Here is a 12,391-nt window from a genome sequence, read left to right on the forward strand (position 1 = left end):
CATGGCATCCCATTCATCTGCAAAACGCTTTAATCTCTCTGCTTGGGCACTGGAAAACCAACAAATGGTTTCGTTTTTGATGTTAATGATCGTCGTGATGGGGATCATCAGTTTTCAAAACTTACCGCGTAATGAAGACCCGGAGTTTACGGTTAAAATTGCGGTGGTCTCTGCGTATTGGCCGGGAGCGACAATCGAAGAAACCACGCAATTTCTAACCGATAAGTTAGAAAAGAAGTTGCAAGAGATCCCTTATCTTGATCATTTGAGAAGTTATACCCGAGCCGGGGAAACGGTTATTTTTGTCAACTTACGCGACAGCACGCCACCAGATAAAGTAGAGGACATCTGGTATCAGACTCGCAAGAAAATGTTGGATCTGTCACCTGAACTGCCTAGTGGCGTTAGCGGCCCGGCGGTCAATGATGAATTTGCCGATACCTACGGGACGATTTTCGCATTCACGGCAGATGGATTCAGTATGAAAGAGCTGCGTCAGAAGGTGGATGAGGTTCGTTCAACCCTGATGCGAGTGCCCTATGTAAGTAAGATTGAAGTGATGGGCGCTCAGGAGCAACAGGTTGTGCTGGCCATCTCATCTAAGCGGCTGGCAGGACTCGGACTGAATCTTAAAGAGGTGATTGACAGTCTACAGGCCCAAAATGCCGTGACGCCTGCGGGAGTGATCCGGACCGGTGATGAACGGATATCCGTGCAAGTTAGTGGCGCGTTCAGCTCGGCTGAAAGCCTGAAAGAGATTGTTCTGCGTATCCATGATCGTTTTATTCCCCTGCGTGACATCGCAGAGATTTATACGCAAGCCGAACAGCCGCCGAAATCACAGTTTCGGGTCAATGGCAAGGCTGCCATCGGGCTGGCGATTTCGATGTCTCCTGATGGCAATATGTTAAAGTTCGGACAGGATCTACGAGATGCAATGTCTCAAATTCAGCATCAATTGCCATATGGGATTGACGTCACCAAAGTGGCCGACCAATCCGCGGTAGTTAAAGATGCGGTCGGTGGTTTCGTCAAGGTTCTGATCGAGGCGGTCGTGATCGTACTCGCAGTGTCATTTGTGTCTTTGGGAACAAGAGCAGGTTTGGTTGTCGCCGTGTCGATTCCGATTGTGCTCGCGATGACTTTTTCCGGGATGGAGATTGCCGGTATCGGTTTTCAGCGCATCTCTCTCGGGGCGTTGATCATCTCGCTCGGCCTGCTGGTCGATGATGCAATGATCACCATTGAAGCGATGGTTTCCAAGTTGGAAGACGGCTGGCCGCGTAAAAAAGCGGCTGCGTGGGCTTATCAGAATACCGCATTTCCGATGTTAACGGGAACTCTGGTGACCATCGCCGGTTTTATTCCGGTCGGATTCGCTGCCTCAGGAGCCGGGGAGTATTGCTATTCGCTGTTTGTCGTGGTGATGGTATCACTTGCCAGTTCATGGATTGTTGCCATTCTTTTCTCACCATTATTAGGGGTATGGTTGTTACCTGACAACCTGAAAGCCCATCAAGCCAAACAAGGACGACTTTCTATCGGGTATCAACGTTTGATTCATGGTGTTCTTCATCATCGATGGAAAACCATTGTTTTGGCAGTATCTTTGTTGGTTGCCGCCGGTGTGTTATCTGAACGGCTCCATTCCGAATTCTTCCCGGCGTCAGACCGTCCTGAACTGCTCGTGAGTTTACGTTTGCCTGCCAATGCTGCTCAGGCAGACACATTGGCTGAGGTGAAAAAACTGGAAGCTCAGCTCACCAATAACCCTAAGGTGGCTCTGTTTTCGAGTTACGTCGGTTCCGGAGCGGTTCGGTTCTATCTACCAATGGATATTTTGCTCAATCAGGAGAACATTGCTCAAGTGGTGGTGGTTGCAAAAGACATTGAGCAACGCAAAGCGCTACGCAAAGAGCTACAAACTATCATGCGGCGTGATTTCGGAGAATGGATTACGCGTGTTTCGCCATTAGAACTCGGGCCTCCGGTCGGCTGGCCGTTACGTTATCGGGTTAGTGGACCGAATCTGAATAAAGTTCGGGCATATGCTCAGTCACTGGCGAATGTGGTTGCTGATCACGAGGATACCCGGGATATCAACCTGACATCCGGAGAACCACAGCGCTTACTACGTGTCGATGTTGATCAAACTGCCGCCCGGGCTGTCGGGCTGAGCCGCCAACAAATCGCTGAACAACTGGCGACGATTTTCTCTGGTCAGACAATCACGTCACTGCGGGAAGGGATTCATCCGGTCAGTATTGTTGTGAAAGGCGGTGTGAATGAGCAGCAGGATATTGAAACGATAGAGAACCTGCAAATATCGCTCGGTCAGGATCAAGTCATCCCACTGCGGCAAGTTGCGAAAGTCGAATATACCATCACGGATCCGATTATCTGGCGACGTCAGTTGGAACCCTTTATTACGGTTCAGACAGACATTGCGCCCGGAGTTATGGCGGAGAAAGTCTCTTCCGAATTGGCGCCTCAGATTGAAGCCTTCAGGCAACAGTTACCTGTCGGTTATGAAGTAACAGAAGAAGGCACAGTCAGCGAGTCGGAGAAAGGGAATGAGTCAATTTATGCTGTCTTACCGGTAACTTTGATCGTGATGCTGACGTTGCTGATGATTCAACTGCGACGTTTCTCCAGTATGATGCTGGCATTGTGTACCGCACCATTCGGTTTGATCGGGATTGTCGCAGCGATGTTACCCACCGGCACCCCTGTCGGTTTTGTCGCGTTGCTTGGTGTGATTGCGTTGGTCGGGATGATTATTCGTAATGCGGTGATTCTGATCTCTGAAGTGGATGACAATCTGACGCGGGGCAATGGGGCACATCAGTCGATTGTGATGGCCGCAACACACCGGGCCAGACCCATTCTGTTGACTGCTTTTGCTGCAATTCTTGGCATGATTCCAATTGCCAGACAGGTTTTCTGGGGACCAATGGCCTATGCCATTATCGGTGGATTAATGGCGGCAACCGTGATTACGTTAACGGTACTACCGGCTGCGATTAGTCTGGTCCTACAGTGGGAAAAACGCGCTGCACCAAACAAAGTAGCGTAGTTTCCCCAGTTTCGTTATTCAGCGCTGCCAATGAATGGCAGCGCTCCTTTTAGCGCTGTATTTAATAGTATTTTATGCAATGGGTTGTTTATTTTGTTCAGTGTCTGATATTTGACTCTCTTGTTTTAATTATCGACTCAATGTCTTGAGATATATCATATTTTTTAGGTTATATTACTTTTTAGTAAGAATAATGACGTAATTCGATAGGCTTATTTTATATCTAATAATTAACTGTTTTAAATTTGAACATATTTTTTATTGGAGTAAGTGTTTTAAAATAATTAAACCTCCAAATGGTAATGATGTTTAAATAATAATGAATTTAATATAATTGAATCTGTAATGATAAGCAAAATAATTTATTTATCATGATGACAATTGCTTCTTTGTTGAGAAAATAGCTTTCCTAATTATTATATTTTGGAAGGTTGTTTATTATGTTTAGCTATCCTAAGTCTTTACCTGAGTTTATTAAGCCAAGAATGGATTTTTTAATGAAAGATCTTATCGATACTGATTATGGGAAAAACTTAGTTGTTGGGATAACACCAAACCCCAAAGATATTGTGATGCAGAGTAATGATTATTTAAATATATCTGAACATATAGATATACGAGAGCAATTAATCAAGTCGCTCCAGCAGAAGAAAAATGATATGTTTATGTCATCAATATTTCTACATGATGACAATCATAAACAAATATTAGAAGCTGAGATATCAAAATACACCGGTTTTAGTAACTCTTTTCTCTCTCAGTCTGGATGGAGTGCAAATGTCTCTTTATTACAAGCACTTTGTGTACCGGAGACAAATGTATATATTGATTTTTTTGCTCATATGTCGATGTGGGAGGGGGCTCGCTATAGTTATGCGAATATTCGTCCATTTATGCATAACAATTGCAACCATTTGAAAAAATTAATCCAACGTCATGGCCCTGGTATTATCGTAGTAGACTCTGTTTATAGTACCATTGGAACAGTGGCTCCTTTAGAAGATATTGTCGCAATCGCTCATGAGTATAATTGTGTTACTGTTGTTGATGAATCTCATTCTTTGGGAGTTTATGGGCAAAATGGGGCGGGCATATTAAATGAGCTGGGCTTATCGGAAAAAGTTGATTTCATGACTGCCAGCTTAGCAAAAGCATTTGCCTATCGTGCTGGAGTGATCTGTACAAATAGTGATTTTGGCCTGTGTATCCCGTATGCAGCATTTTCAAATATTTTTAGTTCAACGATGATGAGTCACGAAATCCCAGCGTTAAAAGCGACATTGGATGTAATAAGAAGTGCTGATGATAGAAGAGAAAAGTTGTTTGATTTATCTAGAAATTTACGACTTGGGTTAAAGGAGATCGGTCTTGATATAAGAAGCCAGTCGCATATTATTTCATTAGAAACTGGTGACGAGTCGAATACTAAGAAAATTAGAGTTATTCTTGAGGAACAAGGTATATTTGGCTCTGTTTTCTGTCGTCCAGCAACACCTAAAAATAGAAATATTATTCGTTTTTCAATCAATAGTGCGTTAAGTTTTGATAATATAAATAAAATAATAAATGTTTGTGGTGAGTTGCTAGAAAATAGTTCTGTATACTTTAAGTAACATATGAACTGTATACTCTGTAATATCGATATTATTTCATATGGAATCAATGAGGGTGCTTATATCCAGTTTGCTAGTTTATCCAGTAAGTTATTCGTATCTGCTGGCTTAATAATATAATCATTCATACCTGAATTCCGAATTCGCTTAAGCGTTGGTGTATTTGTATCACCGGTGTGACCAAGAATTGGAATATGTCGATAAGGTTTCTGGGAACTGCGAATCGTACTGGTTGTTTCAATGCCATCAAGGACTGGCATCTCAATATCCATCAGAATCAGATCAACTGCATGCGCTTCCATCGTTCCTAGAGCCTCTTGACCATTCGATGCCTGCAAAACATGATAGCCCTGTTTCTCTAAAAGGATTGCCGTCAAATTGCGAACGGAGTGATTATCATCCACGATAAGAATACATTTCTCCGTACGTTCCTGCTTGAAAGGAATTACGTTTCTATCGGCTTCAATTTTCTCTGCCAGTTCAAAAAACAATTGATATAAAATCGAGGCGCTTTGATCAAACAGATCGTTTTTTTCCAGCGGATAGACAGAAAGGTGACGTTCAATATGAATCGGATACTGGCTGTTGGCATCATAAATATAATGAATTTGTGCCTCAGAGAAGTGAAGCTGAGATTCCAAAACGGTAAGCAGATCCCATTGCCGGTCAACTTGGTTGAGATCAACCATAATCACATCAAACTCGAATTCATATTCCTTGCGTTTGACCGCTTCTGTCAATGTGGCGGTTTCGATGTGGAATCCCATCTGCTGTGCTTGTTTTTTCAGTTGTAGACAAACATCACTCATATTACCAATGTAAAGTAGTGTTTTTTCAATCACCAGCTCTTCTTTAAGTTTTCTCATTCCCGAAGAAGATTCAGTCGGAAATGAGAGTGTAAACTCCGTCCACTGACCTAACACGGAAGCACATTCAATTTTCCCGCCGAAAGCTTCCATAATACGTCGACAGAATGGTAATCCCAAGCCGTATCCACCATGTTTACCATGCGTATAAAAGTCCTTAAAAATATCCTGAAGGTGTTCCTTCGCTATCCCAGCCCCATTATCTTTAACTGTAATTTGATTCCAATTGTTATGTGATGTAATAGAAATATTAATGTAAAAGTTTTCGTTATTTTGGTAATAAAATGCATTTTTGAATAAATTATAAAAGGCATATTTTAGTAAAATATCACTACCCAAGAATCTGAAATCATTTTCAATTGTAATATTGATAGCCAGCCGATCCAGTGGGTTTTTGTAGCTGAATGATTGGATGGCATGTTGCGCAATATCACTGACAGAATATATTTTGAAAGTTGATGTCGGAATCCGATTTTGATCTATCGAGGTGAGCAGTAGATTGATCGTCTCATTGGCAGAATCCACAGTGCTATGCATATCGTTAAGTAGCTCATTGACCATCTGATAATCATGCTGTTCGACGGTGTAATGAGGTACTGAGTCGGTTGGGTGCTTGGTGTGAAGCAGTGATTGAATGAGCTCTATAGATGACTTGATTGCACTGAGAGGATTACGCATTTCATGCGCAATTCCAGCACCGAAGGATTTTGCGATTGATACCTTTATTTCATGAGATATCTGATTTCTAAAATAAAATACATTACCGAAGATATAAACGAAAAGAAATATTGGTATGTATGTCCAATCAGTGAAGTAACTTAGTTCATTTCCTTTGATATAAATAGCGATAATATATGCTGTAAATATTGAAATGACCGTTTGAATAATCAGCGATTTCGTTTCATGAATCAGTAATATATGCAGGCATATAGAGGCCGTGAAAGACATAACCCATACATTATTATAACCATTCATGATCATCATATAGCCAAAGAAAAATGGTAGGCAAAACCCCATCGTAAAGTAGTAGTAATAAGGAAGGTATTTTTTAAATTTTACTGGTACAAAAGAACGCAGTGCGAGACCAAGACAGAGTAGTGAGCCAAGAGCTCTCAACCAAAGAGATTCATATGGCTGAGGGAAAAGATAACTCCAGACGTAATAATATACGGGAAAGCCGAAAAACCCCATCCATCCCACGGAGGATAAATTAGGTTCCGCATATTGGTATATTTTCTTGATAACATTCATTGATTTTCTAGCCTAAACCGAACAAATTGTTTGCTTATTGTCTGTTAGATTACGGTCACGATATCAGCAATGTGATGGTCTAACTTTGATGTTGTGTAACGTTAAGACTACCTGATTATACCCCGAAGAGAAATGCCCTTTTGTATTAAGCATGTGTTTTATATGGTTGTTGTGGAATATGGCCGTAGTAACCGTGAATCGCAGAGTGCGATGACTTGGCTTTTATTTTCTTTTTTGTAAATAAAAGATATTGAATATAATAGATATAATTGAATTTTTTGTATTAGGTTGATGTTCTGTTCCAGACTGGCCGGATACTTCATGAAACGACATTTTTGCCGTTCAACGTCAATGGACTTAGATACCCGAGTACTTTTTTGTGCAATCAGTGGTATCAGTGGTATCAGTGGTATCAGTGGTATCAGTGGTATCAGTGGTATCAGTGGTATCAGTTGTGGCGGTGTGGTGAACGTTGGAGAGTGTACAGTTAATATCGGTGATGGGCCGGGCGGAACAGCGACAAGTTCTAACATGGTGAGCTTTTTATCTCTGTAGTACTTTCTGTTTAGATCGCGACCCAAACCAACCACTCTACCGGTTGCAGCATGTACTATCCATTAACCTGCGCTGACTGAAAACTAACACCAAACTATATCACCACACTCCCAATCATTTTGATGGCAAACAAGGTCAGTAACACTTTGATGATTTTAATCATCTTGTCATTATTGGTTCTCAAACGAAGTTTTGTGCCTAAAAATGAACCTAGTATTGCGCCGATAACCATGTAAATAATCAGGTTTAAATCAGCGAATAAGCCCGCGGTGATCGATAAATAGACAGGAATTTTTGCCAGATGACTGATCGTCATAAACAAGGCGCTCGTTGCAATGATTTCATCTTTAGACTTCAGCTGTTTGGTTAATACATTTAAAGCCAAAGGACCTGTTGCACCAACGACCAGCCCTAAACCCGTTTGTAAGAATCCAATCAAATAATAGCTTTCGTATCGACCGACCACCGCCGAAAACTTAGTGCTCCACAGGTTGAGTAGAATGTATAAACCAATTGCAGCGGGGACATACTCCATTGAAACATGAGAGAGACCATAGCCAATTACCAGCGCCCCAATGATTGAGCCGATCAAAAATTTAGGCAGCAGTTTCCACTTGACATATTTTAATGAAAAAAGCATTCGCGAAACGTTACTCGCGAGTTGAACCACACCATAAGCCGGTATGATTAATCCAGGACTGAGAAAGGATGGAAAGACCACGATTAAGAGCATACCGCCACCAAATCCAATTGTGGCTGCAACCATGGATGTCAATAATGCGAATAAGCCTAGTAAATATTCTATGGTTCGTTTCTCCTTACTATGTGTATACAACGGTAAAAATGAGGCTTAAGCGGTTGTTCTTTGCTATTCGAATTTTTCCACCAGCGCTCGGGTCATAAAACGACTATGCGGATCTTCTTGATAATGAGCAAACGGACCGCAATAACGGAAACCAAATTTTTCGTATAACTTTCTGGCCGGGCTAAAGAAGTCGTGAGATCCCGTTTCAAGACTGACTTTCTGATATCCTCTGTCAATTGCGATATTGAGTGCATGAATGAGAAGTTTTGTGGCTACACCGGATTGGCGGGCAGACTTCGAGGTTCTCATTGATTTCAACTCAATATGCTCAGGGGTCAGTTGTTTGAAGGCTAGACAACCTTGCAGTTCATCACCGATCCAACCGCTAAAGAAGGTAATTTCCGGAGATTTTAGCGCATTCATATCTAAGGCATGAACACTTTCCGGGGGAGAATTGCTGTACATATCTGCCAGATGTTCTTCGAGTAACCTAATCACTTCTCCGCCGGATAAATCATCGATTTTGATTTCCATATGCTGAATTTTTCCTTATTTGTATGAGGTTAAATAAGGTGAAAGCTTGCCTGAATGCCGTGCTAAAATTTCTCGTTCACCACAAAAATCGTTATATATCAAAATGTCACACAGAACAAATCTCTTATGTGCTGTTATGTATATTTGATATAAAAATCTGGGTCAGATTCCATCGCAGCTTACGTTTTGTTGCGGTTTAATCGATTGATTTAAATAAATATTTTGGCGATTCTACATACCCTTGTTGATAGTAAAAGCGGTGTGCATCCACTCGTCTGGAATGGCAATGGACTTCAATGCGATCACAGCCGCGCGCTTTCGCAATATCAACAGCATGAGACTCAAGCATGGTACCTACGCCCTCTCCTCGGGATGCCTCAGAAATACAAAAATAACTGATGCGGCACAAATCTCTGGGCAAAGCGAGCTGTGGAATAAAGTGCAGAGAAATAACACCAATCACCACATTCTCTTTAACAGCGATCAGGAGAACATCGTTGTCATGGGAGATAAGTTGAGTGATCCGGCTTTCAATAAATGGTTCAGTGCCGGGGTAACCGAGTGACTCGAGTAGTGCTGCGATGGCTGCCGCGTCAGATACTGTTGGCTCTTGAATATCGATCATGAATTGCATCCTTTCTTTAACTATAAGACCTTTCCAGTGATGGGGGAGCATCAACACAACTAGGTGATGGAATATATTATGATTTAAATTGTTCTGTGATCAATGAACCGACACAATTCGTCCCAATTTTGAACAATGAAAGTTAAATTTGGTCGTGACACTCATTTATGTCTTCACCCATTCAGAACGGAATTAAAAAATGAAAACTAGTCCAATCAAAAGGTGATCGATGCGCTGGATATGATAGCCGAAGAAGGGCAACCCGATTTACAAAATGTGTGTCGGTTGGATCTCTATCTTGATGACCATGCAAAACTGCTTCGTTATGAAGAAACCGACTTTCAATTTTTGAATTTCTGCTGGTGAATAAGACTGACCATCGGAAAAGCCGCTGACCCATTTCCTTTGTGTTGAGATTTATCCAATATCTTTTGCCGACGCCAAAATATTCTCGAAAGCGATTGTGAAATACAGCTCATAACTATTTTTCTCAACATAGCCAATATGAGGGGTTGCGATGACGTTTGGCAGTGAGAGCAACGGTTCGTGATGAATTGACGCAGGTTCAGAATCAAACACATCAATCGCAGCTTGTTTAGTCGGAACCGCACGGAGCTCGTTGTATAGCGCTGATTGTTCAACCAGCTCCGAACGACTGATGTTCAGAAAGAGAGAATCCGGTTTCATTTGCTTTAAGTCGTCAGCGGTCACACACCCTCGGGTGGCATCATTGAGACGTAAATGGAGTGAAACAATATCCGCAGTGGAGAAGAACACTTGTTTTGATTCGGCAGCTTCAAAGCCATGCGCTTGAGCAAGCGTCCGGGACTGCTCACTGCCCCAGACGACAACGGACATTTCAAATACTTTCGCATATTGAGCGATTTTCTGTCCGATATTCCCGTAGCCCCAAATCCCGAGTTTGAGTCCCTTTAACGTGCGTCCTAAACCAAGTTCACCAGCGTTTTGCCATTGATTGTTTCTGAGGTTTGCAGCATAGGCCGGGATATGGCGACTGGCAGCCATCAGCAAGGCCCAGCACAATTCAGAGGGTGCCACCGGTGAGCCTCGTCCTTCTAACACGGTAATCCCGTATTTCTCGCACAATTGAACATCAATATGCTGGCTCACTTTGCCAGTCTGGCTAATCACTTTGAGACGGGGTAACTGAGCAAGCAGCGATTCAGTGATGGTGGTACGCTCTCGAATCAAAACAAGTGCTTCGGTATCTTTGAGTCTGGTAATCAACTCTGGCTCAGCATAGGTTTCGGTTAAAACGGTTACGTCATGCGCTGACAATAATTTGAAACAATCCAAGGTTTTGACCACATCCTGATAGTCATCCAACACAGCTATTTTCACTGAACTCTCCTTGTTATATGCGTATCAGCGGATATTGTCCGACCGCATTATCAATTCTAAAGTCACTCTCATTGATCATGATTAAAATTATCCAGCTGATCAGAATCATAATAAAAACATCCCCCGCAAGAAATGAAAAAGAGGATACTTAATTTAAACAGAAGCGTTACTCAAAAGTTGCATCGTAAGATGACACAACTTTTGGGGAGGGATGATGAAGAAATTGAGCAGTACCATTGCTGTTCCATTCTCCAGTGCACTACTCACAGAGACATCTGACAAAGCTACAACGAAAGCGCCAATACGCTTTAATGTTCGAACGTTCCTTATCTATTGTTCATCTGCTGTTTTAATTCATCCGCTAATTGGAAAATATCTTCCGCTGTTTTTCCATTCAATTTCTCATCAATTTTTGCTCTCGCCTGTTCTGGATTATCACTACCCATTGAGGCTAATGCACCAAACATATAAACACCTGTCAGTGCTTTTTTGAATCGCTCTTGATCGTCTTGTGAGAGATCGGCCATAATTTTACTTACCGATTCTTTCAGGGCTGCGTCAGATGAGGTATCAAGAGTGGGGTCTCCGCATCCTGAAAGCAGGAAAATAGTTGTAATAGTAACCACAAGCTTAAGTAGATTTTTCATTTAATTTTCTCCGTTGACCCTGATGAGTAAAGTTAAACGTCGGGCCTATACATTTAACCGTCTTTTCAAGAGACCATATCCGCATATGACACCTGTGACAAAGACCATAGATGTACATGATATCAATAATATATTGATTTTTTGAATGCTTTTACCAATAAATCGCTAAATATATAGAATCTGAGTTTCAGCAACTGGACATGCAGCAGATAGAAAAATTATCGGCGCCCCCCGTTTAATGCGCCATTTAATCCGCTGCAACTGATGAGCGTGTATCAGTGAGTCGTGGCACTTAACTACGAATTTTAACCGTCGATCCGGTCAGTGAGGGCACGACATCAATCCGCAATGCCATTTGCTCTTTCAGATCCGCGATGTGGGACGAGGTGCAGGCGGAGCACAGTTTCTCGATAATATGACCACCTCGGGCGATGCCCCGGATGATGTGATTGCTGTGAAGGTTGGCTTCAAACTATATCAGGATTACGGCGATTCGTTAGCAACATTGACCTCATCGGAGTTAATGAAACGGTTGGAGCAAGCGAGTTTTTCTGACGCAGCTCGTGACATTCATTTATGTTTTCACCCCCACAGAAAAGAATTAGAAAATGAAAGCTAGTCCAGTCAAAATAATTCGAATGATTCTTTTATTGATATGTATCGGTTTTATCGTTGCTTTTTTCTTTCCGAAACGGATGTACATTCATTACAACAACCCAGACAAGCCGATACAGGTTTGGCTATATCAGTATGACGATACATCAGAAATCAAAGATGTTTCACAAGGGCCAGTGATGTTTGTCATTAAACGGCCATGGCTAGCGACTTTTTTCTCACCGGATATTTTGGCCTCAGTCAGTTGGTCTTACAAAAATCAGCGTTCAGTGATTGATGCGCTGGATATGATCGCCGAAGAAGGGCAACCTGATTTACACAATGTGTGTCGATTGGATCTCTATCTTGACGACCATGCAAAACTGCTTCGTTATAAAGAAACCGACTTTCTGTTTTTGAATTTCTGTTGGTGAGTTTTTGGCGGTAAAACGGGAAGTATTGC

Annotated in this window: 11 protein-coding genes; 5 read left to right on the top strand and 6 right to left on the bottom strand. The window is 42.0% G+C overall.

What is annotated here, in order from left to right; genetic code table 11:
* The first annotated feature begins 1 nt into the window (after position 1).
* Both AC55NX_RS16005 and cqsA read left to right on the top strand, forming a co-directional pair.
* On the top strand, positions 2-3,076 hold the full coding sequence (locus AC55NX_RS16005) for an efflux RND transporter permease subunit (protein WP_496996634.1): 3,075 nt from the start codon (positions 2-4) through the stop codon (positions 3,074-3,076).
* 440 nt (positions 3,077-3,516) lie between these two features.
* Positions 3,517-4,689 (top strand): alpha-hydroxyketone-type quorum-sensing autoinducer synthase, encoded by a 1,173-nt coding sequence (cqsA, locus tag AC55NX_RS16010; RefSeq protein ID WP_496996635.1) that lies wholly within the window; start codon positions 3,517-3,519, stop codon positions 4,687-4,689.
* A 59-nt stretch (positions 4,690-4,748) separates the two neighbouring features.
* Here the strand turns inward: cqsA and AC55NX_RS16015 are convergent, their stop codons facing one another.
* On the bottom strand, positions 4,749-6,806 hold the full coding sequence (locus AC55NX_RS16015; protein WP_496996636.1) for a hybrid sensor histidine kinase/response regulator: 2,058 nt from the start codon (positions 6,804-6,806) through the stop codon (positions 4,749-4,751).
* Between the two features lie 321 nt (positions 6,807-7,127).
* Here AC55NX_RS16015 and AC55NX_RS16020 point away from each other — a divergent pair, with 321 nt between their 5' ends.
* A complete protein-coding gene (locus tag AC55NX_RS16020) occupies positions 7,128-7,361 on the top strand; it encodes a hypothetical protein (protein WP_496996637.1) in 234 nt (77 codons plus the stop codon).
* Between the two features lie 94 nt (positions 7,362-7,455).
* On the opposite strand, the gene AC55NX_RS16025 is transcribed toward AC55NX_RS16020, so the two are convergent.
* The 5 genes from AC55NX_RS16025 to AC55NX_RS16045 form a co-directional block, all read right to left on the bottom strand.
* Positions 7,456-8,196: a sulfite exporter TauE/SafE family protein gene (locus AC55NX_RS16025; protein ID WP_496996638.1), complete on the bottom strand. Its 741-nt coding sequence runs from the start codon at positions 8,194-8,196 to the stop codon at positions 7,456-7,458.
* Positions 8,197-8,229: 33 nt separating this feature from the next.
* Positions 8,230-8,700 carry a GNAT family N-acetyltransferase gene (locus AC55NX_RS16030; RefSeq protein WP_496996639.1) on the bottom strand — a complete coding sequence of 157 codons (471 nt, stop codon included), beginning with the start codon at positions 8,698-8,700 and terminating at the stop codon, positions 8,230-8,232.
* 196 nt (positions 8,701-8,896) lie between these two features.
* Positions 8,897-9,325 carry a GNAT family N-acetyltransferase gene (locus tag AC55NX_RS16035; RefSeq protein ID WP_496996640.1) on the bottom strand — a complete coding sequence of 143 codons (429 nt, stop codon included), beginning with the start codon at positions 9,323-9,325 and terminating at the stop codon, positions 8,897-8,899.
* Between the two features lie 417 nt (positions 9,326-9,742).
* Positions 9,743-10,687, bottom strand: coding sequence for a D-2-hydroxyacid dehydrogenase family protein (locus AC55NX_RS16040; RefSeq protein WP_496996641.1), 945 nt, complete (start codon positions 10,685-10,687; stop codon positions 9,743-9,745).
* Between the two features lie 326 nt (positions 10,688-11,013).
* A complete protein-coding gene (locus tag AC55NX_RS16045) occupies positions 11,014-11,334 on the bottom strand; it encodes a DUF6694 family lipoprotein (RefSeq protein WP_496996642.1) in 321 nt (106 codons plus the stop codon).
* 376 nt (positions 11,335-11,710) lie between these two features.
* Between AC55NX_RS16045 and AC55NX_RS16050 the strand changes: the two genes are divergently transcribed.
* Together AC55NX_RS16050 and AC55NX_RS16055 are read left to right on the top strand one after the other, a co-directional pair.
* Positions 11,711-11,953, top strand: coding sequence for a hypothetical protein (locus tag AC55NX_RS16050; RefSeq protein WP_496996643.1), 243 nt, complete (start codon positions 11,711-11,713; stop codon positions 11,951-11,953).
* The gene (locus tag AC55NX_RS16055) at positions 11,943-12,362 is read left to right on the top strand and encodes a hypothetical protein (protein WP_496996644.1); all 420 of its coding nucleotides are present in this window, start codon (positions 11,943-11,945) and stop codon (positions 12,360-12,362) included. Before AC55NX_RS16050 ends, AC55NX_RS16055 begins: the two co-directional genes overlap by 11 nt.
* The last annotated feature ends 29 nt before the right edge of the window (positions 12,363-12,391 follow it).

It is taken from the genome of Vibrio rubrogenes (assembly GCF_059641415.1).

Coding starts and splice junctions, on each gene's coding strand:
- AC55NX_RS16045 (WP_496996642.1), bottom strand. CDS start 11,334: ATGAAAAATCTACTTAAGCTTGTGGTTACTATTACAACTATTTTCCTG.
- AC55NX_RS16015 (WP_496996636.1), bottom strand. CDS start 6,806: ATGAATGTTATCAAGAAAATATACCAATATGCGGAACCTAATTTATCC.
- AC55NX_RS16005 (WP_496996634.1), top strand. CDS start 2: ATGGCATCCCATTCATCTGCAAAACGCTTTAATCTCTCTGCTTGGGCA.
- AC55NX_RS16020 (WP_496996637.1), top strand. CDS start 7,128: ATGAAACGACATTTTTGCCGTTCAACGTCAATGGACTTAGATACCCGA.
- cqsA (WP_496996635.1), top strand. CDS start 3,517: ATGTTTAGCTATCCTAAGTCTTTACCTGAGTTTATTAAGCCAAGAATG.
- AC55NX_RS16035 (WP_496996640.1), bottom strand. CDS start 9,325: ATGATCGATATTCAAGAGCCAACAGTATCTGACGCGGCAGCCATCGCA.
- AC55NX_RS16030 (WP_496996639.1), bottom strand. CDS start 8,700: ATGGAAATCAAAATCGATGATTTATCCGGCGGAGAAGTGATTAGGTTA.
- AC55NX_RS16055 (WP_496996644.1), top strand. CDS start 11,943: ATGAAAGCTAGTCCAGTCAAAATAATTCGAATGATTCTTTTATTGATA.